This is a genomic window from Proteus sp. NMG38-2 (assembly GCF_020640995.1).
Classification (GTDB): Bacteria; Pseudomonadota; Gammaproteobacteria; order Enterobacterales; family Enterobacteriaceae; genus Proteus.
In genome coordinates this window covers 3,455,744-3,482,180 of the sequence record NZ_CP085481.1, presented here as the reverse complement: position 1 = coordinate 3,482,180, position 26,437 = coordinate 3,455,744, and the positions used below count along the sequence as shown (strand labels likewise).

The 26,437-nt window shown below is 37.2% G+C and carries 21 protein-coding genes; 10 read left to right on the top strand and 11 right to left on the bottom strand.

From position 1 onward, the window contains the following. Window positions 1-9 precede the first annotated feature (9 nt). Window positions 10-1,254: an MFS transporter gene (locus LG402_RS16585; RefSeq protein ID WP_109409781.1), complete on the top strand. Its 1,245-nt coding sequence runs from the start codon at window positions 10-12 to the stop codon at window positions 1,252-1,254. A gap of 58 nt (window positions 1,255-1,312) precedes the next feature. On the opposite strand, the gene allS is transcribed toward LG402_RS16585, so the two are convergent. The 6 genes from allS to LG402_RS16555 form a co-directional block, all read right to left on the bottom strand. Continuing rightward, complete coding sequence (allS, locus tag LG402_RS16580; protein ID WP_109409782.1) at window positions 1,313-2,227, bottom strand: HTH-type transcriptional activator AllS; 915 nt, start codon at window positions 2,225-2,227, stop codon at window positions 1,313-1,315. A 373-nt stretch (window positions 2,228-2,600) separates the two neighbouring features. Beyond that, entirely contained in the window at window positions 2,601-3,422 is an 822-nt protein-coding gene (locus tag LG402_RS16575) for a CPBP family intramembrane glutamic endopeptidase (protein WP_227335976.1), read from the bottom strand. A 326-nt stretch (window positions 3,423-3,748) separates the two neighbouring features. Further along, the gene (locus LG402_RS16570) at window positions 3,749-4,684 is read right to left on the bottom strand and encodes a phosphatidate cytidylyltransferase (protein ID WP_166539777.1); all 936 of its coding nucleotides are present in this window, start codon (window positions 4,682-4,684) and stop codon (window positions 3,749-3,751) included. After that, entirely contained in the window at window positions 4,671-5,393 is a 723-nt protein-coding gene (locus LG402_RS16565) for a lysophospholipid acyltransferase family protein (protein WP_227335975.1), read from the bottom strand. Before LG402_RS16565 ends, LG402_RS16570 begins: the two co-directional genes overlap by 14 nt. 3 nt (window positions 5,394-5,396) lie before the next feature. Then, a complete protein-coding gene (locus LG402_RS16560; RefSeq protein WP_227335974.1) occupies window positions 5,397-6,059 on the bottom strand; it encodes a CDP-alcohol phosphatidyltransferase family protein in 663 nt (220 codons plus the stop codon). Between the two features lie 944 nt (window positions 6,060-7,003). Then, the gene (locus LG402_RS16555; protein ID WP_109409787.1) at window positions 7,004-7,639 is read right to left on the bottom strand and encodes a response regulator transcription factor; all 636 of its coding nucleotides are present in this window, start codon (window positions 7,637-7,639) and stop codon (window positions 7,004-7,006) included. 467 nt (window positions 7,640-8,106) lie between these two features. Between LG402_RS16555 and LG402_RS16550 the strand changes: the two genes are divergently transcribed. After that, entirely contained in the window at window positions 8,107-9,102 is a 996-nt protein-coding gene (locus LG402_RS16550; RefSeq protein WP_227335973.1) for a LacI family DNA-binding transcriptional regulator, read from the top strand. Between the two features lie 46 nt (window positions 9,103-9,148). On the opposite strand, the gene LG402_RS16545 is transcribed toward LG402_RS16550, so the two are convergent. Then, on the bottom strand, window positions 9,149-10,615 hold the full coding sequence (locus LG402_RS16545) for a glycoside hydrolase family 32 protein (protein WP_227335972.1): 1,467 nt from the start codon (window positions 10,613-10,615) through the stop codon (window positions 9,149-9,151). 275 nt (window positions 10,616-10,890) lie between these two features. On the opposite strand from LG402_RS16545, the gene LG402_RS16540 reads away from it, so the two are divergent. From LG402_RS16540 to purT, 3 genes are all read left to right on the top strand, one after another. Next, window positions 10,891-11,838, top strand: a complete 948-nt coding sequence (locus tag LG402_RS16540) for an aminoimidazole riboside kinase (protein ID WP_109409790.1) — start codon at window positions 10,891-10,893, stop codon at window positions 11,836-11,838. 234 nt (window positions 11,839-12,072) lie between these two features. Continuing rightward, window positions 12,073-12,984, top strand: a complete 912-nt coding sequence (gene rarD / locus LG402_RS16535) for an EamA family transporter RarD (protein ID WP_109409791.1) — start codon at window positions 12,073-12,075, stop codon at window positions 12,982-12,984. A gap of 122 nt (window positions 12,985-13,106) precedes the next feature. Continuing rightward, the gene (gene purT, locus LG402_RS16530; protein ID WP_227335971.1) at window positions 13,107-14,291 is read left to right on the top strand and encodes a formate-dependent phosphoribosylglycinamide formyltransferase; all 1,185 of its coding nucleotides are present in this window, start codon (window positions 13,107-13,109) and stop codon (window positions 14,289-14,291) included. Window positions 14,292-14,334: 43 nt separating this feature from the next. On the opposite strand, the gene modA is transcribed toward purT, so the two are convergent. Together modA and LG402_RS16520 are read right to left on the bottom strand one after the other, a co-directional pair. Continuing rightward, complete coding sequence (gene modA, locus LG402_RS16525) at window positions 14,335-15,054, bottom strand: molybdate ABC transporter substrate-binding protein (protein ID WP_166539783.1); 720 nt, start codon at window positions 15,052-15,054, stop codon at window positions 14,335-14,337. A gap of 11 nt (window positions 15,055-15,065) precedes the next feature. After that, window positions 15,066-16,118 carry an ABC transporter substrate-binding protein gene (locus tag LG402_RS16520; protein WP_166539784.1) on the bottom strand — a complete coding sequence of 351 codons (1,053 nt, stop codon included), beginning with the start codon at window positions 16,116-16,118 and terminating at the stop codon, window positions 15,066-15,068. A gap of 217 nt (window positions 16,119-16,335) precedes the next feature. Between LG402_RS16520 and htpG the strand changes: the two genes are divergently transcribed. The 5 genes from htpG (at window position 16,336) to LG402_RS16495 (ending at window position 22,889) form a co-directional block, all read left to right on the top strand. Next, window positions 16,336-18,213: a molecular chaperone HtpG gene (gene htpG / locus LG402_RS16515; RefSeq protein WP_227336980.1), complete on the top strand. Its 1,878-nt coding sequence runs from the start codon at window positions 16,336-16,338 to the stop codon at window positions 18,211-18,213. 181 nt (window positions 18,214-18,394) lie between these two features. Then, complete coding sequence (adk, locus tag LG402_RS16510) at window positions 18,395-19,039, top strand: adenylate kinase (RefSeq protein WP_023582632.1); 645 nt, start codon at window positions 18,395-18,397, stop codon at window positions 19,037-19,039. 174 nt (window positions 19,040-19,213) lie between these two features. Next, the gene (gene hemH, locus LG402_RS16505; RefSeq protein WP_227335970.1) at window positions 19,214-20,194 is read left to right on the top strand and encodes a ferrochelatase; all 981 of its coding nucleotides are present in this window, start codon (window positions 19,214-19,216) and stop codon (window positions 20,192-20,194) included. A 162-nt stretch (window positions 20,195-20,356) separates the two neighbouring features. Then, entirely contained in the window at window positions 20,357-21,475 is a 1,119-nt protein-coding gene (gene wzz(fepE), locus LG402_RS16500; RefSeq protein WP_227335969.1) for an LPS O-antigen length regulator Wzz(fepE), read from the top strand. 103 nt (window positions 21,476-21,578) lie between these two features. Then, window positions 21,579-22,889 carry an inosine/guanosine kinase gene (locus LG402_RS16495; RefSeq protein WP_072070131.1) on the top strand — a complete coding sequence of 437 codons (1,311 nt, stop codon included), beginning with the start codon at window positions 21,579-21,581 and terminating at the stop codon, window positions 22,887-22,889. 112 nt (window positions 22,890-23,001) lie between these two features. On the opposite strand, the gene ybaL is transcribed toward LG402_RS16495, so the two are convergent. Then, window positions 23,002-24,762 (bottom strand): YbaL family putative K(+) efflux transporter, encoded by a 1,761-nt coding sequence (gene ybaL / locus LG402_RS16490; protein WP_166539787.1) that lies wholly within the window; start codon window positions 24,760-24,762, stop codon window positions 23,002-23,004. A 237-nt stretch (window positions 24,763-24,999) separates the two neighbouring features. Continuing rightward, entirely contained in the window at window positions 25,000-26,238 is a 1,239-nt protein-coding gene (locus tag LG402_RS16485; protein ID WP_227335968.1) for an MFS transporter, read from the bottom strand. Window positions 26,239-26,437: the final 199 nt, after the last annotated feature.

The following is a 26,437-nucleotide window of genomic DNA, read 5'->3' as shown; positions in this document are numbered from 1 at the left end:
AGCGTCATTATGAACGATGCACAAGTGAATGAGAAAGGCAAAGTCCCTTATTGGGTCAAACTGACCATTATCTTCTTCTTTGGTTGGATTGCACTTTATGGTAGCCGCGCCATTGTCGGCCCATTAATGGTAAATATTGGTGCTGAGTTTGATCTTACTAAAGCTCAACTTGGTTCTATCATGAGTATTTTCTTTATCGGATATACTGCACTCAATATTCCATCAGGCATGATTGGTGACTATTTAGGTAAGAAAAAAGTATTAGTAACTGGGGTTGTGCTCTTTGGTGGATTCACCATTATTGCGGGGATGATGCCAACTTACGTGACCTTTATGTTTGCATGGGTCATGGTGGGGATCTTCCAAGGCTTCTATTATGGCCCTCAGTATGGCTTATCTTCAGAAGCGATACCGAAACATCGTATTACGCTAGGTAGTGCGATTATCAATAGTGGTATGGCATTTGGTCTGTCTATTGGTTATTACATCTCAAGTATTTCTGTTGGTGAGATGGGAATGAGCTGGCGTGCGCCGTTCTATATTATTGGTGTCCCTATTATCATCATTGGTTTGGTGATGTTATGGATCATTAAAGATAAACCAAAAGCACAACCTGCGACAGAAGCTGGAGCACCAAAACAGAAAGTTAAACTGACATTTAAAGATTTATTTGGTAATCGCAATATCAACCTTGCGTATGTCACTATCTTCTGTTCAATCTATGGCTTCTTTGTACTAGTTACTTGGTTACCGTACTATTTAGAAACTGAACGTGGAATTACAGGGACACAAATTTCAACTATTGCATCATTAATGCCATGGTTTGCTATTCCTGGTTCACTTATTTTTAGCTGGGTTTCAGATAAAATTGGTCGTCGTAAACCTGTATTACTGATCATGTTACCGTTGTCATTAGTCGCTATTTTGGCTGTACCAATGTCAGAATCAATGCCTGTGTTAATTGGTGCACTGATCCTTTACGGTATTGTAGGTAAAATCAGTACAAACCCAGTATTAGTTGCTGTAGTTGCTGATAACTCACCGCGTCATGCGTTAGGTACATCGTTTGGTGTTTATAACTGTATTGGTATGTTAGGTTCTGTTTTTGCGCCAACACTAACGGGTTTCTTATCAGATAAAACAGGAAGTATGGACTCAGGTTTCTACTTTGCCGCTATTCTGATTTGTATTGGTATTGTGGCAAGCCTCTTTATTAAAGAAAGCAACAATAATAATGAAGAAGCAAAAGCATAATTATTTATTCAGATAGTTACTGAATTAGCAGCAAAAGGGCAAACTTCGGTTTGCCCTTTTAATTTAAAGGATCATAAAACGATTGCACGCTGGGATGATTTTGCTTAAATAATTCCACTAAATAACTGACTACCGCACCTTTTTTATCTTCACACCACGCTAAAGAAAGTGGTGAATTATGACGACGATTCCTTACTTCCTTGGCAATTAGTTGCCCACTATCAATAAGAGGTTTGCATAAACTTAATGGTAAAAATCCGATACCGACGCCTTTTAAATGACAGGCTAATTTGGTGTGTAAATCAGGTACGCGAATTTCGTGCTGACCCGATAAGCGCCATGCAGTGCGTTTAGAAAGATGGCGAGACGTATCTTCGACGTTAACCGCAGAATACATGCGCATTTGGTCATCACTTAATACCCCACTGATATTGGCTAAAGGATGATTAGGTGCGACAACAAATTGCCATTGAATTTCACCCATCGCACAAATGTTAATATTATTCTTAAGGGATTCATTCCCCGTAACGCCAATAGCAAAATGATAATCTTCGTTAATAAGTGCATCCCAAACACCCATATAAACTTGGCGAGTAATATGAAATTGTGTTGAAGGAAAACGTTGATGAAGGCAAGCCAGCATACTGGCAACCGCAGTGCGATCATAAAGAAGATTATTTATGACAATATTCACTTGATGTTCGACACCTGCATTCATTTGCTGAAGTTCCACCGGCATTGATTCTAACCATACAATCCATTGACGGCATTTTTCTAATAAATATTCACCAGCAGGGGTTAACGTTACGGTTCTGGTTGTACGATTAAAAAGTTGAGTGCCGATATTTTCTTCTAATGTTTTAATTCGATAACTAATGGCTGCGGATGTTTTATGAAGCATATCAGCTGCTTTGGTAAAACTTTGGCAATCGGCGACCTGTATAAAAGTACGGATCATTTCTTGGTCTAACATATCTTTTGTCCTGGTAATAAGAGAGGCAAAATTTCAGCAGATAATGCTGAACTAAAAAAAGCAAACAAAGCAAAGCTTACCTATTTTTTCTAAGGTCTATACTGCAAAGTAAGACAACTTCTTATCGTGTTAATGGATGTTATTATTATTGGCTTGATACTGTGTACCGTATGAAGTTTTGATTATTTATAGATAAGCGATAAAGCATACTAACAAAAATTTCATCGGATGATGGGCGCAAATAAGAATATCTATATTCCATTTGTGTGATTGCTTTCACGTTTCACTCATCCTTTTACCGATGAAGTTAAGATATCAGTAAAAGGTGGTGAAAGTCAGGATAAAAAATCTTCAATAAGATGTAAAAAAGAGATCAGGCTATTTTAAATGGGTAAGTAAAAAAGAGTAGATGAGTTAAATTAAGTGCAAAATGAAACGCGGTTGAAACCCAAAGCCGACCACTCCACATCCAAGCCAAACCATAAATAATCCCTGCCAACGAAGCGAAAACAACTAACAATATTCCTCCTGCAATATGCGCAAGGCCAAAAATTATGGCCGCAATTAATAGTGCAACATAAGGAGGAAGATAACGTGATAAGGTTTGTTGAATAACACCTCTAAATAAAACTTCTTCAGCAAGAGAGACAAAAAAGATATTTGCCAAAATAAATGCAGGTAACCAGTGTGGTAAATGAAGCTCAATGGCTAATCCCCCTAATTTTACGGCAATAAGTAACAATGCAGGAATAGCGATAATCAACATTATCCATTGTAATTTATTCGCTTTTTTTAATGGAGGACAGACAAAAAGGGTGGGAATGAAAATGAGAAAAATAAAGGGTATCAATGCTTTATCCGCATTGAAATAAAACGTAAAAGGGACGCTTTTTACTCCTATAGAGGTGTGTGAAAGGTAACGTAAATTGTTAAAGCCAGGAATAAGATGAAAGGCTAAGCCACTAGCAATGATAATAAGAGCAAGAATGATAATTGCCCGGAGCAGTGGTTGTGTTTTATAACGGGAATAAGCAAACGTTAATAACAGAATACTAAAGATAATCGGCAAAGCTTGCCATGTAATAATGCCTGTTATAAATGCGCTAAGTGCGGTGACTGCAAGTGTAATAAGTGCAAGTATGCGATTAAAACCTAAAAATAATAAAGAAGCAGCGAGAAGTAGCCAAGTGATCATAATTATAGATATTCAGAATGAAAAGGGGCGTTAGGGTAAAAGATAGCTACCATTTAGGCTATCATAATGAATAAAAAATACAGAAATCAGACCTCTTGATTAAGAATGTTATTAATTAATAATTTGATTTTATTATAAAAATAATGAAATTTACTTTTAGTCTAAAATCAAAACAATTGTTTAATTATTATGTTGATAATCAATATCTGATATTAAATTAGTATGAGTAATCGGATAAAAGTGAATATATAAAAATGCCGATAATGTGGATATCGGCATGTTTGTTTGTCTTGAATTCGCTTATTTTTGACTAAATAGTGTAAAAATTAAACGTAAAAATAGCGAATAACATGAAAGAAAATAGGGGCCGCAAAACAGAGTGAATCCATTCTATCCATCATGCCACCATGGCCTTCTATCATTGTGCCAAAGTCTTTTACACCACTGTCTCTTTTTATCGCTGACATACATAGACCACCGGCAAACCCCGCCAATGTAATGACTAAAGAGAGTAAAAAGGCTGCCCACCATGAGAAGGGCGTTGCCCACCACAACATCATACCAATCAGGCTGGCAGAAATAATGCCACCAAAAAATCCTTCGACTGTTTTATTTGGGCTTAATTTAGGCACGATAGGATGTTTGCCAAATAATTTACCAAAGACATATTGGAGTACGTCAGAAACTTGTACCACAATCATTAAAAAGAGCAGTAAGTTGATATTACGGCCTTCAAAACCTTCAATAGGTAACATTAATAGTGCAGGCGCATAACTTAGACAATAAATGGCTATCATCACACTCCATTGCACTTTTGCCATACGCTCTAAGAAATGACGGGTATCACCTGAAAGTGCCATGCGTGTTGGGATTAATAAAAAGGCGTAAACAGGAATGAATACTGCCATTAAATTATACCACTGCACACCAACGAGAATGTATTGGATAGGCAAGATCACGAAGAAACACCAAAACAAGGCTTCATGATCGCCTCGATGTGTTGGGGTTAATGTAATGAGTTCACGAAGAGCAAGCCATGAAATAATAGTAAACAGTACCACTGAGCCAATTGCACCAATACCGATTGCAACACCCGCAATAATGCACATTACCCACCAAGCATTGATCCTTGAGTTAAGGTTAGTAATTGTTGATGTAGGGCCTTTAATTGCTGCAAGAATAGCGCCAATAATGCTGGCAACAATTAAGAAAGAGAAGAGTCCGATAAATATCCAGAGGACTTCATTATTAATACGTTCCATTGTGTAACTCCTCTAACGCGCTTTTGGCTCTTATCAGAAACTCTTGTTTACTTTCATTTTCGTGAGTAGGCACTATGGGAGCGCCAAAAATTGCACTACAAATAACGGGAACAACTAAGCGAGAGCCTTTAGGGAGTACTCGATTTAAGTTTTCAAGATAAATAGGGACTAATTGAACATTCGGATTTTTACGAGAAAGGTGCCAAAGCCCCGCTTTAAAATCTTGAATAGATTCGCCATTGCCTCTAGTGCCCTCTGGGAAAATAATTAGAGATTCACCTTGGTCTAAAATATCTTGCATGATAGCTAGTGCATTTACTTTATTCGATGTTGATGATGCAGTTTCGTCCGTTGATTGTTCAAGTATTTTTTCGCATAGGTGACTTTCTTCAGCAATATTCATTTTAGCAGCATGGCGAGGGATAAGGATTGCCCTAAAAATACGGCGAGATAAATAACGACGTAGGCGATTTTTATTCCAGTAATCCTCAGCGGCAACGGGATGTACATAAGGACGAATATCAGGCGCAAGGCAAGACCAAATTACCAAACCATCTAAATGACTAGAGTGGTTAGCGTAATAAATACAAGGTGTATCTTTCGCTATCGGAGACGTTTGTTTGGCCCGAATTCCCGTTAGAAAACGACAGATAGAGACTAATACGGATGACACCACTTTTGCGTCTAAAGCAAGTTTTCCATTTTTCATTAATCAGACACCTTGTGCTAAATCCCGTAAAATTCGACGGGTTCTGAAAATTGTGGTTAGCGTTGAACCTAAAATAATAATCCATAATGCGATAAAAAAGAGCCACACTCCCCAAAGGTTAGGAATAAAAGCAGCAATTACAGCAATTGAAGTGAGTAAAGCCATTCGATGTTGTTTAGCCATAGGGCCTGTAAAGTGTTGTTCTAATCCACAACTCCCACCTAACACACGAACATAAGCAGTCATTACTGCAAAAAAAGCACCTACCCAACCTAAAGTAATAGCCATTGAAAAGTCGTTGGATAAACCATAACCGATACCTAAAATGATCAGTGTATCTGCAATTCTGTCTGGTAATTCATTATAAACCGCTCCAACAGGGCTTTTCATTCCGCCTTCAACCGCAACCATGCCATCTAATAAGTTACAAATAAGGCGACCTTGGATCATTAAAGCACCAAGGATCAATAAGAACGAGCGTAATAAGCCATGAGAATAAGAAAGGGCAAAAAAGAGTGATAGGGCAGCAAGCAATGCAAATACAATGCTAAACACCGAAATACCGTTGGGCGTAGCCCCTTTTTGCTGTAAATAGCGACTTGACTTTGTTGCCCAGTTTGTTTGTCTTGCTTTTATAGGACGGCGATTTTTATCTTGATTATTCATTTTTCTTTGTAAAAAAGCGAGTTAGGAGGGGATAGCATAAGGCTATTTGGTCAAGGTGAGAATAAGAATAAACGTATAAGTTTATCTTATATTTCAAAAGTGAATATTTATCCCATCTTATGATGCTCAAATCAAGACTATAAATAAGTATCAATAAATATTTACTTTTCTAGGGGTTAATACTTATTTGATGGTAGTACATTATACTTACTTGCTATATTCATTTAATGATTATCTTTATTGGAGTGTTATTGAGTAGAAATGATAAATAATGTATTACATTAATTAAACTATAAAAAGAATAAATTTCTTAAGTAAAAGGGAGTATAAAGGATAATACTTATTATTCTTTCTTATTTTACGACTAAATTTACGACAATTTAAATACGTTAATTAGAATATTCTTATTAATAAAATTTCGTTTAAATCGAAAGTTAAATCGCAAAAACAATCTCTAAATGAACATAAGAAAAAGAGACCAGGATCCATTTTGTATTATTTTTTAATCATTAATAATTTCTATCGTAAAATAAGAATAAAAGAAAATGGAAATTTAAAATGAGAATGTTCATATTTATAAAAAGTAAAAAATGATTTATATCAAATGAAATGCTTCATGTATTCTTATATTGCATGGTTAATAAAAAATAGTCATTATAGTGATTAATAATAGCGATTATGAAAATAAAATATACGAATGTTTTAAATCGAAATTAAACGAACCATAATGAAAGGGTGGCATCAAAATAAGTTGCCGCCCCTTCTATCGTAGAATGGAGTCTAACGTATTAATTATTCCCATATTAGGTGCAAATCATCCCAAATAGAATATTTTAGAAGTATAGGTTTCTCTCATTAATAAAAGATAATGAAAATTAAACAGGTCATATCGTTATATCTTTAGATAATACAACCTATTGATAAATAAAAATCACTTGAGGAAATTAGTTTATTCTTAAGTCATATTTCTTAAAGAAATCATACTCTTGTACTAATTGTGGTAGTGATCTTATTTTCAATTTTGTATACATATTTGAGCGATGTACTTCAACTGTACGAGGTGATAGCGAAAGTTTTTCTGCCGCTTCTTTGCTCGTATTTCCCTCAAGGATCATTTCCATAACTTCTTTTTCTCTATTTGATAACTTACCAAACTTATCTTTTAAAGATATATATGTTCGGAATTGCTCAACTTCACTTTCATAATGAAGGAATGATTCTGAGACAATATTAAGAAGTTCATTTACATTTAAAGGGCGAGTTAAATATTCAAAAGCACCTGATTTAAATGCACTACGACAACTCTCAATAGAACTATCCCCAGAAATAATAATAACCGGGATGATGTTTTTCAATTTGTTGAGTTCTTTAATCAGTGCAATTGATGGTGCTGCACTGCTTTTTGTATTAATGATGATGCACTCTTTATGTGCTCCTTTTGTTGAAGAAAAATAGTATTTCAAGAAAGCCTGTTCATTTGAATAGGTTTTCACATTAGCAGCTAAAGAAGAAAGAACAGCTTTAAGTTGAACTTTTGTACTGTCATCTTCAAATGTGATTAAGTGGATTATTGATTCCATATGTTGCTCCTGGTTTTACTCAGCTCGTTCACTAAAAGTGAATGAGTAACGAAATTTGACTAATTTATAAGTTTTTTATGTAGGGTAACATTCACGTAACGGAGCCATATTCAGAATATATCAAATTAAAAATGATTAATACTTCTGTATTATATTATAGATAAAATATCAGAACTTTGTTTTGTTTCAATATTTGTATTTTAAAGATAAGAATAATTTATTTCTATAATGGATGTTCGAATAACTATTATTAATTGTAACTAAGTTTTTTACCGTAAGTGATTTTAACTATATTAAACACACTCAATAAGTAAAAAAAATAATATATCTAGGTGTCTATTAGCGAGGAAATTAATAGTTATATTTAGTTACAATAAAATTCCCTTTGTGGCTTTTTGACTTTACTTCTTGTAAAATAGCACTTTATTTATACCTATTCCTTTTAATAAACCAATCGAGCCAATACTATGGCGTCACTGAAAGATGTAGCTCGACTTGCATCCGTTTCTTTGATGACAGTCTCAAGAGCGATTAATAACCCTGAGTTATTAAAACCAGAAACACTGAAACAAGTCCAAAGTGCTATTGATCAACTTAACTATGTTCCAGATTATTCTGCACGAAAAATCCGTGGACAAGGAACAAAAGTTTCCTCAATTGGCGTTTTAGCAATTGATACCGCAACGACACCATTTTCTGTTGAAATGATTTTATCTATTGAACAAACAGCAAGAGAATTTGGATGGAGTTCATTTGTGGTCAATTTGACTGCACAAGATTGTTATGAAAATGCTATTTGGCAGCTTTTAGCCCAGCGCCCAGATGGGATCATCTACACGACAATGGGATTACGTGAAATTTCTGTGCATGAAAAATTGCATGATAAGAATCTAGTGTTAGCGAACTGTTTGGATAAGGCACGCTCTTTTCCAACTTATATTCCAGATGATTATCATGGGCAATATTATGCAATGAAAAAAGTCATTGAAAAGGGATATCGTCATCCTTTGTGCTTCTATATACCTGAAGAATCGGTTGCGGGGCCTATTCGCCGTAAAGCGGTTGAAGATGCTTGGCAAGAAGCTGGACTACCATTAGCGCATTTACGCCAATATACGATGATGTTTGGTGATGAGCATTATCGTGATGTGATTGAAATATTGAAAAAGCATTGCACTCATCAAAAAGCAGATTTTGATATTCTGATTTGTGGTAATGACCGTATTGCTTTTTTGGCTTATCAAGTCTTGTTGTCTATGGGATTGCGTATTCCAGATCAGGTTGCTGTTTTAGGATATGACAATATGATTGGTACAGGAGATCTGTTTTATCCTCCATTAACAACGGTTCAACTACCTCATTATGAATTAGGTAAAGAAGCAACATTACATATTATTCAAGAACGAAATCATCAAAATACAGTACACGTACCTTGCCAATTAGTTGAACGTGAGTCGTTATAAGGACTCACGTTTTATCATCATTCAAATAGAATGAATGTTTTTAAAATTAGCCGATATGATTTAATCGCCAATATTCACCTGATAACAATATTGCTTCACCACTCATTGCAAAAAGGCGTAAAGAGCGTGCGTCTTGTGGCGCATAATATCGACTACTTAATGTATATTCACCTTGATTAACAAAGACTTCTATTGATGAACGATCAATGAATATGCGCAAGTTTAATTGACAGCCTTCAGGTAATGGAATACTGCGAGCACCACTGATCTTGTATTGAGGGTAATGACGATTAAGCACTAAACGATTTGATTGATTATCTACAAAAAGCTCAAGCCCTTCGCCTAGCCATAAGCCAAATTTTTCGGCTTGGCTGTCTAAAGACCATGTTAAATCGAGTTCGATAGCTGATGTGTTATCAATTAACTCTATAGATTGATGGCTTAATGTAAGAGGTTTAATGGTGTTTTTTTCTTGGCGTAATGATTCAACTTCTTTGGCTGGCACCATACGTAAACGATTTTTGCTCTTATCAAAGGTAATTTCGCGAGGTAATGTGAAGCAACCAGACCAAAACTCCGCTTTTGATGGCATGGGTGAATTCCACATATCCATCCAGCCCATAGAAACACGACGACCATCAGGAGTCATAAATGATTGGGGGGCATAATAATCATGGCCATTATCTAACTCAACAAAGTGACCTTGTGGTTTAAAAGGTTGGCTTGGTGACCATTGACCGATTAATGCGCCAGCTTGAAAGAGGTTCCGGTATTGATAACCTTCTGCGCGTTTTCCTTGGGGCGAAAAGACAATCGCGAATTGATTGTCTTGGCTGATCGGGAAGAAGTCAGGGCACTCCCACATATAGACGTTTTTATCGTCAGTTTTTCCCAAAATAGTGTAATCGTTGCTCCACTTTTTTCCTTCTTCAAATAAGGTTTCACTAGAAAAAAGTAAAACTTGCCCTTGATCTTTTTCATCTCTGGCACCGACAACCATCCACCATTTCCCGTCTTGATACCACACTTTAGGATCACGAAAATGCATATAACCTTTAGGGGGTTCTAAAACGATCCCTTTTTTCTCAAAATGAATACCGTCTTCACTGATAGCCACACATTGTGCTTCATAAATTTGGCTATCATCACCTTCTTCGCCTAACCAATTATGACCAGTATAAAAAAGGTAGAGTTTACCGTCATGACTAATAGCTGAACCTGAAAAACAACCACTTTTATCGTAATCATCACCAGGAGCTAACGCAATCGGCTGATGTTGCCAGTGGATCATATCGGTGCTTGTGGCATGTCCCCAATGCATTGGACCCCAATCTTGAGAATAAGGATGGTGCTGATAAAAAGCATGATATAAACCATCATGATAAATAAGACCATTAGGATCATTTAACCACCCCGCAGGTGCAGCTAAATGAAATTGGGGATAAAAAGTATTACCTCGCTTTTCAATCAAGGTATTTAAGGCATTTGTTGATTGTTCTAAACGGTGTTTCATATCATTATCCTTATTATATTTTCAGTGTCGTTAGCCCACGTTTTTAGGTTATAAAAGAATAAAAAAACAGATTAAACTATACGTTTCCCTTCTTTGTTAACGATAACATTAGAGGGCAAAAAAACACTTTTCATAAGATTGACTTTATCATAATATCTCATTATGTTAACGTTATCAGAGTGGATTTACGAGCAATATCTTCCTTTAATCGTTATGAATAGTTATAAAAACAGAATATAGTGAAGAAAAATAATTGCTTATCTTCAGGAGAGATTATGAAAGTCTGGTCTTTAGGTGATGCTGTTGTTGACCTGATCCCATTGCAAAATATGCAATATGAAGCATGTGCTGGTGGCGCGCCTGTCAATGTTGCTGCGGGTGTGGCTAAGCTTGGTCAACAAAGTGGTTTTATTGGGCGTGTAGGTGAAGATGCGTTCGGCCATTTTATGCAAAAAACATTGTTTGATCTGGGGGTTGATACTCGAGCAATGGAATTTGATGAGTTTCACCGTACCAGTACAGTTCTTGTCTCTTTACAAGAAAATGGTGAACGTGATTTTACTTTCTTAGTCGCTGAATCTGCAGATCAATTTTTAACAGAAAAATCTTTACCAGCGTTCGAAAAAGATATTTTGCATTTTTGCTCTTTAGCATTAGTGAATCCCATTTGTCGCTCAACTTTGGATACAGCGATTAAGAGTATTAAAGAGACGGATTCATTGCTGAGTTTTGATATTAACTTACGCCCTCAAATGTGGCGTGATCACGAAGAAATGCGCGAAGTTATCGATAATTATGCGCATAAGGCCGACATATTAAAATTATCAGAAGATGAACTTACGTGGATGACACAAGAAGTGACATTGAATAATGCCCTTAAAAAATTAGAAGGTTATCCCGCGCGTTTAAAAGTGATCACTCAAGGCTCTAAAGGATGTTTAGTGTTAACACCAAATACTCAAGTTGCATTTAGTGCTTTTACCGTTGAGTGTATTGATACTACGGGAGCAGGGGATGCCTTTATGTCTGGTTTGTTGGCGGCACTTGCAGAATATGGTTTTGCTGAAGATGAACAATACTTATCAAGAATAGTGACGCAAGCGGCTGCTTGTGGTGCTTTGGCCACAACTCAAAAAGGGGCGATAGCAGCGGCACCAAGTCGTAAAAAATTACATGATTTTGTTCAACAACAACCTCCTTTGCATGTTCGGGAGATTTTCTGATAGCTCACTGATTTTTTCTGGTTGTGGTTTTTACCACGCTTTTCTCTTAATGGTATTTCCTTACCCTCCATTAATACTGGTTTTTCTCGAAGCCATTATTAGTGGAGATTTTTTTATCTTTTTGATTAGACGCTTCTATTTTTTATCAATCAATCAGCGATGTTGATCATATTGTTCTGTCTGTTTTAAGCGTATGATATTAAAACATATCAACTTTTATTGATGGAACATTAAATGTGGGCTCAATCGGGCGCAGTATTAGCCATTTTTTCTTATATTCTTTGGGGGATCACTCCTCTGTTTTATCGGCTTTTACCGGGTGCCCAACCATTAGAAATGTTAGCCCAGCGTCTAATTTGGTCTATTCCTTTATTATTGCTAGTGCGGCTTTTTATCAAGAATAGAACTCAATGGTGTGCGGTTTTCCAAGATAAACGTTCTGTTTTTATGTGTTTATTTAGCTCAATGGCAATGGCGGTTTCTTGGTGTACCTTTACCTATGCATTAACGCATCAACAAGTATTAGAAGCGAGCTTAGGGTATTTTATTAATCCACTTTTCTCGATTTTATTAGGTGTCATTTTTCTGAAAGAAAAGCTTAATCCTGCAGAAAAGTGGGCGGTTACTTTAATTTGTGCGGGGGTGGGATACCAGCTGTGGATGTACGGGGAATTACCAGTGCTGGCTATTATGATGGGAGGCGCATTTGCTGTATATGGATTAATTCGTAAATTTATTCGTTTTGATGTCATAACCTCTTTATTTATGGAAACTCTTTGGCTAATGCCATTAGCAATAGGCGCGACCATTTGGTTGTTTATGACAGATAAAAGCGCGTTACCTTCTGCAGATAATCTGACTCGTTTTTATTATGTTTTAACTGCACCTGTTACCATCTTGCCATTATTGTTTTTTACGGCAGCCGTGAAACGAACTACGCTAACAGTTATTGGGCTAGCGCAATATATAGAACCTACTATTCAATTTTTACTGGCTGTTTTCTTATTCCATGAAGCTTTTGATGAAGTTAAAGGTGTCAGTTTTTCTCTAATTTGGCTGGGGCTTTTATGCTGTATCTTGGCACTTATTCGAAAACGTCTTAATTATCTAAAAATCCAAAAAGGAAAACGCAGCCAAATTTTGTAATGGTTTTCTTTCTTTGAGTGATTATTTTTGCCTGCCTATTTTTCTATCAAGTAAAATCCGTTATGCTACTCAAAAGCAATCGTTTGCGTCATTGTGTTTTTTATAAATAGTGAGGATGAAGAATGACTGTGTTGGGTACGGCTCTTACAGCTAATGCAACAAAGGTAATGCTATTAGGTGCAGGTGAACTGGGTAAAGAAGTGGCTATTGAATGCCAGCGCCTAGGTATTGAAGTGATTGCAGTTGATCGCTATCCCAATGCACCCGCGATGCATATTGCACATCGCCATCATGTGGTGAATATGCTTGATAGCAATGCATTAAAGCTCATTATTGAACAAGAGCGACCTGATTTTATCGTTCCTGAAATTGAGGCGATAGCAACCTCGTTATTGGTTGAATTAGAACAAAAAGGGCAAAAAGTTGTTCCATGTGCCCGTGCTGTAAAGCTCACAATGGATAGAGAGGGGATCCGTCGTTTAGCTTCAGAGACATTACTTTTACCAACATCAAATTATCAATTTGTTGATGATGAAGTGAATTTTAAAAAAGCCGCTTTAGATATCGGTTTCCCTTGTATTGTAAAACCTGTCATGAGTTCATCGGGGAAAGGGCAAAGTGTTATTCGTAATGAAAACGATTTAGCTCAAGCTTGGATTTACTCACAAGAGGGCGGGAGAGCAGGAAAAGGACGCGTTATCGTTGAAAAAATGATCCCGTTTGATTTTGAAATTACTTTACTGACTATTCACGCTGTTGATGGTATCCATTTTTGTGCTCCCATTGGTCATCGGCAAGAAAAAGGGGATTATCGTGAATCATGGCAACCTCAAAAGATGAGTGACATCGCACTTGCTAAAGCACACCATATTGCGAGTAAAGTGGTTGAGAACTTAGGGGGTTATGGTTTATTTGGTGTTGAGTTGTTTGTTCAAGGTGATGAGGTATTCTTTAATGAAGTCTCACCTCGCCCTCATGATACGGGATTGGTGACACTAATTTCTCAAGACTTATCAGAGTTTGCGCTTCATGTTCGTGCTTTTTTAGGCTATCCCATTGGTGGAATTCGCCAATTAGGCCCTTGTGCATCAGCGGTTATTTTACCAGAGCTTTATAGTACGAATATTGTGTATTCTGGTATTGAAAAAGCGTTGAAGGCGAACCGTCAAATTCGCCTTTTCGCCAAGCCTGAAATCGCAGGCTCTCGCCGTTTAGGTGTTGTACTTGCCCATGCTGATACAATAAAACACGCGCTTGATGAAGCCAAAGAAGGCGCTCAAGCCATTGTTGTGGGTGATGCTAAATAATTTTATATCATTAGTTATCCATTTTACTGCTAAGTGAACACTATCAGCTTAGCGGTAAAAATCCGGCTTTAATAAAATAGTCTTTTGCATAAGGGGATAAAATTTCCTGATATAAACTATAAGCTTGTGAATGGATGAGTGTTGCACAATAGTGTGCTGTGACATTAAAAGGTTTTGGAATAGTGAATGTTTTTAGTTCAGGAAATTCACTTAATTGTGTTTGATAGTGCTGGTAACCAATAAAGGCATCGGCTTGATGAGTTGTAATTAAGTAATGGGCTGCCATTCTACCTTTAGGAATAGTAAGTGAATGTTCACCGCCAACTAAAGAGAGCGCTCTTATTTTTAATGTCTGGCTTAAATCAGGATCAATTTGTGCAATATTATCAAAAAGCTGCCAACTATAATCACCTGATGGATCAGATTTTGGTGTGGATATCGCTAATTTTAATGCGGTATTTGATAATACAGTAAGCCAAGTATCCAGCTCATTAATATCATTACGACGAGTTGTAATGCAAAGTTGATTTGCAATAAAAGGGGCATATTGTAGTGCTAAACCTTTATCGATTAATTGCTGTGGATTATTTTTATCAGCAGAAAGAAATAAATGACAAACTTCTCCTTGTTCAATACGTTGGCGTAATAATCCTGCAGGCCCAAATGTAAGTGCCCACTTTTCACCAGTTTTTTGCTGATAATGCTCAATAAAAGCAGGTAGCGTTGCTTTTAAGCTACCTGCTGCAAAAAGGGAAAATGTCATTGTGTTATATCCTACTCTTTCCCTTGATATTGAGTACGATAGAATTTTTGATACCAATCATTAGCCGCTTTTTGCATATCAATATCGCTAAATTTTTCAGGATATAGTTTTTTTGCCATCCACAACTCACCAATTGCCATGGCTTCTGGCATTGGGTATCCCCATGCTTTTGCATATTCAGGCATTAAATAAATGCGATTATTTTTAACAGCATTAATGACTTGCCAACGTGTATCTTGTTTTATTTCATCCACAACTTGTGGGTATCTGTCTTGAACAAAGATAACTTCAGGATCCCATGCAATAACTTGTTCAAGAGAAACTTGTTTATATCCTTTGACGGTTGATGCCGCAACATTGAATGCGCCAGCGTGCTCCATCATCAAGCCTGTATACTTACCTGAACCATAAGTAGTTAAGTCTGGGTTTGCCATGTAAGCCCGCACTCGTTGCTCTTTAGGAATATCTTGTAAGCGCTGACTTACTTGCTCACGTTGTTTAAAAGTATCATTTACTAAGGTTTTTGCATTTTCTGATTTATTGACGATATCCCCAATCAACAAAATGCCTTCTTTTAGCCCTTCGTTATAGGCTTGTTCTTCGTTTTGTAATGTTGGATTGAGTGTTGATTTATCTTCATTAGCTTCTTTGCGTAATGAAATCGCCACAACAGGAATACCAAGAGCAGAGATCTTATCGATCATCTCTTTTGGGGCGTAATTGGTTACAAAAACAACTTGAGGTTGTAGCTTTACTAAGCTTTCAGCATCAAAACTGGTGAGATCGCCCACTTTTGGGGTATTTTCCAGTGAGGGCGCTAATTGTGCATAGCCATCACCTAATTGTTGTTTCCAGTTAGACATTACACCAACAACTTTATCTGTAGCATCAAGTTGAACTAGTAAATTCAGTGTTTGATGTTGTAAAACCACCGTTCTTTCTATTTTATCTGGAATGGTCACGGTGCGACCAATTTGGTCTACGATTTGTCTGTCTGCGTAAGAGAAGGAAGAAAGGGAGAGTATGCCAATACCTAATAAACAGTGCTGTAATAAAGCTTTCATAGTCATAAACCTAAGTTAATATCGCTATATAATAAAATATACAGCTAAAAATATACAGCAAGTATTATTTTTGCTCAAACTTTAATCATATAAGGTAGTTAATTAATTTTATAAGCTTAATTTTTTACTCAACCCTTGAAACTTGCTTATCTATCCCCACTTTTTACTCATATTGATTTTTTTCGCCAAATTAGGATTAATTGAGGTAAAAATGAGTATGAAAGGTCAGGAAACAAGAGGATTTCAGTCAGAAGTTAAACAACTTCTTCAATTAATGATCCATTCTCTTTACTCCAATAAAGAAATTTTCCTTCGCGAATTGATTTCGAACGCATCAGATGCGGCTGATAAATTGCGTTTCCGTGCATTATCAGATGCAGCACTTTATGAAAATAACGGTGAATTGCATGTGCGCATTTCCACTGATAAAGAGAACCGAACTCTGACTATCAGTGATAATGGTATTGGTATGACTCGTGATGAAGTCATTGATAATCTAGGTACTATTGCAAAATCAGGTACCAAATCATTCTTAGAATCTATCGGACAAGATCAAGCTAAAGATAGCCAGTTAATTGGTCAGTTTGGTGTGGGATTCTATTCAGCTTTTATCGTTGCAGATAAAGTGACTGTGCGCACTCGTGCTGCGGGTGAAACAGCCGATAAAGGCGTTTTCTGGGAGTCTGAAGGTGAAGGTGATTACACCGTTGCTGATATTGAAAAAGCGGATCGCGGTACTGAAATAACGCTTCATTTGCGTGAAGGCGAAGATGAGTATTTAGATGATTGGCGTCTACGTAGCATTATTAGTAAATATTCTGACCATATTTCTTTGCCTGTTGAAATTGAAACGAAAAATGAAGAAGACGGCACAGTAACGTGGGAAAAAATTAATAAGGCGCAAGCGCTGTGGACTCGTAATAAAGCTGAAGTAAGTGATGATGAGTATAAAGAGTTTTATAAGCATATCTCTCATGACTTTGCTGATCCATTAAGCTGGGTACACAACCGCGTTGAAGGTAAACAAGAATACACAAGTTTATTATATGTGCCTTCAAAAGCGCCTTGGGATTTATGGAATCGTGAACAGCGCCATGGTTTAAAACTGTATGTACAGCGTGTTTTTATTATGGATGAAGCTGAGCAGTTTATGCCTAATTACCTACGTTTTATTCGTGGGTTAGTTGATTCTAATGATTTACCACTAAACGTTTCGCGTGAAATTCTACAAGACAGCTCTGTTACACGTAACTTACGTAGTGCATTAACTAAACGTGCATTACAAATGTTACAAAAACTGGCTGAGAATAAGCCTGAAGAGTATCAAGCATTCTGGAAAGAGTTTGGTTTAGTCTTAAAAGAAGGTCCAGCAGAAGACTCATCTAACATTGAAACTATTGCTAAGTTACTGCGTTTTGCATCAACACATAACGACAGTGATGCTCAAACGGTTTCATTGGAAGATTATGTTAGCCGCATGGTGGAAGGTCAGGAAAAAATCTATTACATCACCGCTGATAGCTACGCTGCTGCGAAAAATAGCCCTCATTTAGAGCTGTTCCGCAAAAAAGGTATCGAAGTATTACTGTTATCAGATCGTATTGATGAATGGATGATGAATTATCTGACAGAGTTTGATGGCAAGTCATTCCAATCTGTCAGTAAAGCAGATGAATCTCTTGATAAACTGGCTGATGAAGAAAAACAAGCTGAACAAGAAGAAACAGATAAACAATTAGCACCTTTCGTTGAGCGCATTAAAACTTTGTTGGGCGACAGAGTTAAAGAGGTGAAATTAACACATCGCTTGGCAGATACCCCTGCGATTGTGACAACCAGTGCGGATGAAATGACCACACAAATGGCGAAATTGTTTGCAGCAGCAGGACAAGAAGTGCCAGAAGTAAAATATAACTTTGAGCTAAATCCAAATCATCCATTAGTGAAACAAACAGCCGAGTTAACGGATGACGCTTTATTTGCTGATTGGGTTAATTTATTACTCGATCAGGCATTATTTGCTGAAAGAGGCTCTTTGGAAGATCCAAACCAGTTTATTCGCTTAGTGAATCAACTTTTAGTTCAAAAAGCGTAACTGTTTTCGTTTTCAAACATTTAAACCACGTTTCTCTGAAAAGAGAGCGTGGTTTTTTCTTTTTCGACAAAAATAAAATGCAATCGCTACCGTGATTTCTTGAGCGATGACCTCACAAAATGGTATGGTAATGCGTTTTCGAGTTTAAATATAAAAAATTAAATGCAAGGGGATTTACGCGATGCGTATCATTCTGCTAGGCGCTCCAGGCGCTGGTAAAGGCACTCAGGCTCAATTCATTAAAGAAAACTATGGTATCCCACAGATTTCAACTGGTGATATGTTACGTGCGGCAGTAAGTGCAGGTACAGAACTAGGACTGAAAGCAAAAGCACTGATGGACAATGGTCAGTTAGTTACTGATGAATTAGTTATTGCGTTAGTTAAAGAGCGCATCAAACAAGACGATTGCCGTAATGGTTTCTTGTTGGATGGGTTCCCAAGAACAATTCCGCAAGCTGATGCAATGAAAGAAGCAGGGATCAATGTGGATTTCGTACTGGAATTCGCAGTACCAGATGACATCATTGTAGAACGTATTATTGGCCGTCGTGTTCACGCACCATCAGGTCGTGTTTATCATGTGAAATTTAATCCACCTAAAGTGGAAAATCGTGATGACGTGACAGGTGAAGAGTTAACAACACGTAAAGATGACCAAGAAGAAACCGTTCGTAAACGTTTAGTTGAGTATCATACTCAAACGGCACCGTTAGTTTCTTATTATCAGAATGAAGCTAAAGCAAGCAATGCAAAATACTTCAAAGTTGATGGTACACAAAAAGTTAGCGAAATTAATGCTGAACTGAAAAGTATCCTTGGCTAATTTGTCATCGCTATGATTAATCCCGGTTGAGCCGGGATTTTTTTTACCTTATTTAACCGGTATAAAATAAGTTAAAAAATTCGATCCAATAAATTGACAAGCACAATTCATTATTTTCCTTTATTCTTCTACCCTTTGGTTATCCTAATAAAAATAACTCTAAGGAGTCATGGTATGAATCATGCTAAGTATGGCGTTCTTCTCGTTAATCTTGGTACACCTGATGCGCCGACAACGGGTGCTGTCCGACGTTATTTAGCACAATTTCTTAGCGATCCTCGTGTTGTTGATGTTTCTCCTTTAATTTGGAAACCAATATTACAGGGCGCGATATTGCCGTTTCGTTCTCCTAAAGTAGCAAAACTTTATCAACAAATATGGATGAAAGAAGGTTCCCCTCTGTTAGTTTATAGTCGCGCCCAACAACGCGCGCTTGCTCAGCGATTACCTAATATACCTGTGGAATTAGGGATGTGTTATGGCAATCCATCGCTAAATGAAGGGATTGAAAAACTGTTACAACAAGGTGTTGAGAACCTTATTTTGTTACCACTTTATCCTCAATACTCTTGTTCTACCTCTGCCGCGGTATTTGATGGTGTAAGCAAAATATTGAAAGGGATGCGCACTATTCCATCCTTAAATTTTATTCGTAGCTACCCTGAACATCCGCTTTATATCAAAGCACTTGTTACCTCTATTGAGAAGAGCTTTCAGCAATATGGAAAACCTGATCGTTTAATTCTCTCTTTCCATGGTATTCCAGAGCGATTTATTAAAACAGGGGATATTTATTATGATGAATGTTGCCTTACAACTGAAAAGCTTAAAGAACAATTAGAAATACAATTAGGCTACCCTAAAGAGCAGGTCATGTTGACATTCCAATCACGTTTCGGACGTGAGCCTTGGTTATCACCTTATACTGATAAAACAATGGAAAAGTTGGGAAGTGAAGGTGTTAAACACGTTCAAGTTGTATGCCCAGGCTTTTCATCTGATTGTTTGGAAACATTAGAAGAAATTAACGAACAGAACCGTGAATTCTTTATTCATGGAGGGGGAAAACAGTATGAATATATCCCTGCATTAAATGATGAACCTGGGCATATTGACTTGCTAGAGGTGATGATCCGTGAGATATGCAAAAAATAATTACTGAATTCTATAAATAAAATTATCGGATTTGATGATATATTAATTTGATCATATTTCAGTTATATATAAACTTATCTTTTCTCATTTTTTAAGTGTTTTAGTGTTAATCACTAAAATGCTGATAAACGGACACTGCATTACATAAATTTAGGCAGGAAAATGAATAGTAAGCTTTCAAAACCACAATCTTCAGAAATTGATAAAGGGAATTTTGATGACTTTTATCTAAAACAGAACGATGAAATCGATCTTTTTGAATTATTTTCTGTTATTTATAAATCAAAATTTGTCATTATTGGTATCACGTTATTATTTGCTATCGTTGGCTTTACTGTTGCAAGTTTTTTACCCCAAAAATGGACAAGCCAAGCTGCAATTACCAAGCCAATGCTCGATGAAATGAAGCAATTAAGAGCGACATTGACTGAACTAAGCCTAGTGGATGTTGATACGGGTGTTAATGGTTCTTCTGTTTATCAAAAATTTATCAATAACTATAACTCTCGTGTTTTGCGTGAAGAGTATTTGATAAGCACAGATTATTACAAAAGCTTGTTGGCTAAAATGGAAGAGCCAACGCCACTCGATAAACGTCGACTAATTGAATCTATTGTAACGAAAGATATTAATTTAAAAGCTTCAGATGATAAAAAAAGTGAAGAAGAGTTTAGTGGCGAAATTAATCTAAGCTTTACGGCACCAACCTCAGAAGAGGCTTACGATTTACTTTCAGGCTATATTCGTTTTATTTCCACCAAAGTACGTATGGAAGTGAAAGACGAGATTGATGATCAAATTGAACGTAAATTAAGCTTTGCTCAAAAAGCGTATGAAATGGATTTAGAACGTATTGCTAATGCACGTAATGTAAATGTTCAACGCTTAAAATATGCGTTAGAGATTGCTAATGCGGCAGGAGTAAAAAAACCAATTTCAAGTGAAGGCGCACAAATTAAAGATGACCCTGATTACTCTATTGCCATGGGTTCTGATGCGTTAAGTAGTAAATTGGCTATCACAGAAGCTATCACTGATCCAACAACAGTGAGTGCTGATCTGAAAAACCGTTTATATAACATGAAGCAGTTAGAAAAAGTGAAATTAGATGAGCTTCAATTTGTACCATTCAAATATATGTTGAAGCCTTATGAACCCACTAAAAAAGATGCGCCTAAACGTGCTCTGATTTTAGTCGGTGCTGCTTTTGTTGGTTTTATCCTTTCTGTAATGGGTGTTTTACTGAGCTATATGGCAAGAAGCCGTCGTAAAGCCGCATAAAAATATCGCCAAATAAGTAGGTGTACAGACGTACACCTACTGTCTCTCCCATAATATTGTGTTAACATTGCGCATCTTTTTTAGCTGTGTAGCATCGTTCACAATGAAATTCCCTGGCAAACGAAAATCCAAACACTATTTTCCCGTTAGTTTACGAGATCCTTTACTACAACCCATCATCAATATGACGGAGAGCGAATCTTCGCGCGCCTATATTGTCGGCATTGACCAAACATTGGTGGATATCGAAGCGAAAGTTGATGAGGCATTTATTACCCGTTATAACTTGAGTCAGGGACACTCTCTAGTTATTGAAGATGATGTCGCAGAAGCGCTTTATCGTGAATTAACAGATAATAACTTAATCACTCACGAATTTGCGGGTGGCACTATTGGTAATACACTGCATAATTACTCTGTATTGGCTGATGACCGTTCTGTGTTATTAGGTACTATGTGTAATAACATTCAGATTGGTAGCTATGCTTATCGCTATTTATGTAACACGTCTAGCCGCACTGATTTGAATTATCTTCAAGGTGTTGATGGTGCTATTGGGCGCTGTTTTACGCTGATCACAGAAAATGGTGAACGTACTTTTGCAATTAGCCCAGGCCAAATGAACCAACTTCAGCCTGAGAGTATTCCAGAAGAGGTGATTGCAGAAGCTTCTGCATTGGTTTTAACCGCTTATTTAGTGCGTTGTAAACCTGGTGAGCCAATGCCTTTGGCTACCATGAAAGCGATTGAATATGCGAAAAAGTATGACGTACCCGTAGTGCTTACATTAGGTACTAAATATGTTATTGCAGATGATCCACAATGGTGGCGTGATTTCCTAAAAGAGCATGTATCTGTTGTGGCAATGAATGAAGATGAAGCATTTGAGTTAACAGGGCATTCTGATCCTCTCCTTGCCTCTGATGTCGCATTAGAATGGGTTGACTTAGTTCTTTGTACCGCAGGCCCCGCAGGGCTTTATATGGGGGGGTATACGGAACAAAGCTTTAAACGTCAAACAACGCATCCTTTATTACCTGGTGCAATTGCTGAATTTAACCGTTATGAATTTAGCCGTGCAATGCGCTACAAAGATTGTGAAGAGCCAGAAAAAGTTTATTCCCATATTGAGCCTTATATGGGTGGCCCTGAGAAAATCATGAATACAAATGGTGCGGGTGATGCAGCATTATCGGCATTACTGCATGATATTACAGCAAATAGTTATCATCGAATTAATGTGCCGAATTCGAGTAAGCATCCTCGAACTTATTTAACCTACTCATCATTAGCACAAGTGTGTAAATATGCTAATCGAGTGAGTTATCAAGTGTTAAGTCAGCATTCACCTCGTTTAACGCGTGGTTTACCTGAAAAAGAAGACAGCTTAGAAGAAGCCTATTGGGAACGTTAAGTTTATATTGTTTCTCAGTTTTGTTTTATCAGAGTGAAATAAAAAACCTATCAATTTTGATAGGTTTTTTATTGACTTAAATTTGTAGCGTTAACAGGTTATCTATATTTGGTTATTGTGCTGCACTTGGAGCAATAATTTGCTGACCATTTTCAGGAGTATCATCAATAGCACAACCAAACTCTACTTCCTTCACTAACATATCAGCCATTGCAGATGCAGTTTGATCTTCATCGATAATGACGTGATTTGCACCTTTTTCAAGGATAAAAGATGCTTCTTCATCGTAGTTAGCCCGAACAATAATATCGTCGAAATGAGCACGAACAATGATATTTAAATCAGGGTTCATACTTCTTGCTGTTTCGGCAATATCAGCGGCTTCATAACCATTAGGGATAGTCAGTAGTAAAGATTTAGCACAATCAATACGGGCTAAAGCAAGTGATTCTTTTGTTGAAGCATTACCCAGTACCGTATTTAAGCTTTTCTCTTTTAATTCCGTGAATTTATTACGGCTATTTTCGATAATAACCAATGGAATAGATTTAGCTAATAATTTTTCAGAAAGCATACTTCCCGCGCGTCCATAGCCAACGATAATAGCGTGGCCACAGATATCAACAGGAACTGGCATCTCTTCTTCCAGCTCTTCTTGTTGTAGTTGTTCCACTTCTTCTTTTGTCTCTGTTTTTGCCAGATAACGGTCTAATAAAGAGAACAATACTGGGTTTAGCATAATAGAAACTAAAGCGCCGGCTAAAACAAGATTACGTGCATCTGGCTCTAAAACGTTTAGAGCAACACCAAGACCAGCAAGAATAAAGGCAAATTCACCAATTTGAGCAAGACTAGCAGAAATAGTTAGGGCTGTTCGTCTAGAATGCCCAAACATTCGTACAAGTACCAGCGCTGCTGCTGATTTACCAATAATAATGATAGCCAACGTTGCTAAGATGCCGAGTGGGTGTTCAATTAAGACCATAGGATCAAACAGCATACCTACAGACACAAAGAACAGTACAGCAAAGGCATCACGCAGTGGCAAAGTATCTTGAGCAGCTCTGTGGCTTAAATCAGACTCATTGAGTACCATACCGGCAAAGAATGCGCCTAATGCGAAAGAAGCATCAAATAAGGTTACAGCGGCATAAGCGATACCTAAGGCTAGAGCTAACACACATAACGTAAAGAGTTCACGAGAGCCCGTTGCTGCGGTTTTGGCTAAAATCCAAGGAATAAGCTTACGGCCGACAACCATCATGATTAAGATAAAGGCAACGACTTTACCGATAGTGATCCCTAAATTAATCATCAGTTGAGAAACACTGGTTTGGTCGCTACTTTCCAGCATATTGGCGGCAGCGGGTAGTAGCACAAGGGCTAATACCATTGCTAGGTCTTCAACTATCAGCCAACCAATAGCAATTTGGCCTCGTTGGCTATCAATCAGGCCTCTTTCTTCAAGTGCTCGTAAAAGAACAACGGTACTTGCTGTTGATAGACATAAACCGAATACAATGCCACTAAATAAACCCCAGCCAAAAAATGCCGATAATCCCAATCCTAATAGTGTTGCGACTGCAATTTGCGCAATAGCACCCGGAATAGCGATAGCTTTTACAGCCATAAGATCTTTTAAAGAAAAATGTAAACCCACGCCAAACATTAGCAGAATGACGCCGATTTCAGCGAGTTCAGGGGCGAGAGAGGTATCAGCGACAAAGCCTGGGGTAAATGGGCCAGCGAGTACACCCGCAGCAAGATATCCTACTAAAGGTGAGATTTTTAGCCGTTGAGCGATCATGCCTAAAATGTAAGCAAGTGCTAACCCACCAACAATGGTGGTAATGAGGGGTGTTGAATGCGGCATCAATTCTCCTTCTTTTTATAAAACTACATGTATCGGGGGGCGAGTATATAGCAGGCGGATAGTTTAACGTATTTATGCAATAAATTCGCTAAAAATTATCGATTATTTATAAAAATAGCAAGTTGATTGAGTTTTATGACGCAAATGCGTTTTTTTATGTTATTTTAATAAGTCTTGTCTTTTAAGGTAAGAGTTACCCTGTTATTGGTTCATTTAAATAACAGGGTTAATTACAGCTTATTCAGTTTTATCTACCCCAATATTAGGAAGAAAAATGGTGAAAATACCTAACAGTGGGAGATAAGCACAAATATGATAGACATATTCAATACTCTTCTGATCTGCAATATACCCTAAGACTGCAGCACCAATCCCTCCCATTCCAAAAGCAAGTCCAAAGAAAAGCCCTGAAACCATACCTGTTTTACCCGGAATTAACTCTTGAGCATAAACCAAGATAGCAGAAAATGCTGAAGCTAAAATTACACCAATGAATACAGTAAGTACGCCAGTCCAGTACAAGCTGGCATAAGGGAGTATCAGTGTAAAAGGTGCAACACCTAGAATAGATCCCCAAATAACGTATTTTCTACCAATTTTATCGCCTACAGGGCCACCAATCATGGTGCCAGCAGCAACAGCAAAGAGAAAAACAAATAGGTGAATTTGTGCATTTTGTACTGAAACGCCAAATTTATGTATTAAATAGAAAGTATAGTAGCTACTGATGCTTGCAAGATAAAAATACTTAGAAAAAATCAGAATAAGTAAAATGGCTAAAGATCCCAAAAGGGCTTTGCGTGGCAATATTACTTTATTGCTGAGTCTTTTAGGTTGTTTTTTCTGAGCTTCTTGTTGAATTTTATACCAACGGCTAACTTGTAATAACACGACAATAGCCAGCAATGCAGCAAGGGAGAACCAACCGACATTTCCTTTGCCATAAGGTGCTATCAGTAATGCAGCCAAAAGAGGGCCTAATGAGCTACCGAGATTCCCGCCTACTTGGAAGAGCGATTGTGCAAGTCCGTGCCTTCCACCTGATGCCATTCTAGCAACACGGGATGATTCAGGATGGAAAACAGACGAGCCAGTACCCACTAACCCAGCAGCAAATAATAACATTGGGAATGTATCAGCAAAGGCAAGGAGAATAAGCCCTGTTAGAGTAAAACCCATACCAATAGGTAATGAGTAAGGCTTAGGATATTTATCAGTATAGAGGCCAATAAATGGCTGTAATAAGGATGCTGTAATTTGATAAGTCAACGTTATCATCCCTATTTGCACAAAACTGAGAGAAAATTCAGATTGCAACATAGGGTAAATAGCTAATATCAATGATTGGATCATATCATTGAGAAGATGTGAAAAACTGATGGCAGTTAAAATACTAAAAACCGTATTACGCTTGTTGGCTTTTCGTTGTAAAACATCAGTTTCTTCTATGGGAAGCGTTGGGTCAGCATTACTCATTTTAATTCCCTGTCATATTATTTTGTTAATGAATTGTTTCTATTTTTATTAGTCTAGTTTACATCTATTTGGAGTTGAGTGCTTTTGTGAGAAATAGAGTTTGATTCATGTCTCAAAAAAACTATTGGATCAATGAAATAATTAAAAAATTATATAACCTACGTCATAAAATACAGCAAAAGTATTTAACTTCTGTCTT

What these genes read in the sequence shown, in the direction of transcription:
- LG402_RS16485 (WP_227335968.1), bottom strand. Translation starts at nt 26,238, where the DNA reads ATGAGTAATGCTGACCCAACGCTTCCCATAGAAGAAACTGATGTTTTA.
- purT (WP_227335971.1), top strand. Translation starts at nt 13,107, where the DNA reads ATGACTGTGTTGGGTACGGCTCTTACAGCTAATGCAACAAAGGTAATG.
- htpG (WP_227336980.1), top strand. Translation starts at nt 16,336, where the DNA reads ATGAAAGGTCAGGAAACAAGAGGATTTCAGTCAGAAGTTAAACAACTT.
- LG402_RS16545 (WP_227335972.1), bottom strand. Translation starts at nt 10,615, where the DNA reads ATGAAACACCGTTTAGAACAATCAACAAATGCCTTAAATACCTTGATT.
- LG402_RS16555 (WP_109409787.1), bottom strand. Translation starts at nt 7,639, where the DNA reads ATGGAATCAATAATCCACTTAATCACATTTGAAGATGACAGTACAAAA.
- modA (WP_166539783.1), bottom strand. Translation starts at nt 15,054, where the DNA reads ATGACATTTTCCCTTTTTGCAGCAGGTAGCTTAAAAGCAACGCTACCT.
- ybaL (WP_166539787.1), bottom strand. Translation starts at nt 24,762, where the DNA reads ATGCCGCATTCAACACCCCTCATTACCACCATTGTTGGTGGGTTAGCA.
- LG402_RS16540 (WP_109409790.1), top strand. Translation starts at nt 10,891, where the DNA reads ATGAAAGTCTGGTCTTTAGGTGATGCTGTTGTTGACCTGATCCCATTG.
- allS (WP_109409782.1), bottom strand. Translation starts at nt 2,227, where the DNA reads ATGTTAGACCAAGAAATGATCCGTACTTTTATACAGGTCGCCGATTGC.
- LG402_RS16560 (WP_227335974.1), bottom strand. Translation starts at nt 6,059, where the DNA reads ATGAATAATCAAGATAAAAATCGCCGTCCTATAAAAGCAAGACAAACA.
- LG402_RS16495 (WP_072070131.1), top strand. Translation starts at nt 21,579, where the DNA reads ATGAAATTCCCTGGCAAACGAAAATCCAAACACTATTTTCCCGTTAGT.
- LG402_RS16550 (WP_227335973.1), top strand. Translation starts at nt 8,107, where the DNA reads ATGGCGTCACTGAAAGATGTAGCTCGACTTGCATCCGTTTCTTTGATG.
- adk (WP_023582632.1), top strand. Translation starts at nt 18,395, where the DNA reads ATGCGTATCATTCTGCTAGGCGCTCCAGGCGCTGGTAAAGGCACTCAG.
- LG402_RS16565 (WP_227335975.1), bottom strand. Translation starts at nt 5,393, where the DNA reads ATGAAAAATGGAAAACTTGCTTTAGACGCAAAAGTGGTGTCATCCGTA.
- LG402_RS16585 (WP_109409781.1), top strand. Translation starts at nt 10, where the DNA reads ATGAACGATGCACAAGTGAATGAGAAAGGCAAAGTCCCTTATTGGGTC.
- LG402_RS16570 (WP_166539777.1), bottom strand. Translation starts at nt 4,684, where the DNA reads ATGGAACGTATTAATAATGAAGTCCTCTGGATATTTATCGGACTCTTC.
- LG402_RS16520 (WP_166539784.1), bottom strand. Translation starts at nt 16,118, where the DNA reads ATGAAAGCTTTATTACAGCACTGTTTATTAGGTATTGGCATACTCTCC.
- LG402_RS16575 (WP_227335976.1), bottom strand. Translation starts at nt 3,422, where the DNA reads ATGATCACTTGGCTACTTCTCGCTGCTTCTTTATTATTTTTAGGTTTT.
- hemH (WP_227335970.1), top strand. Translation starts at nt 19,214, where the DNA reads ATGAATCATGCTAAGTATGGCGTTCTTCTCGTTAATCTTGGTACACCT.
- rarD (WP_109409791.1), top strand. Translation starts at nt 12,073, where the DNA reads ATGTGGGCTCAATCGGGCGCAGTATTAGCCATTTTTTCTTATATTCTT.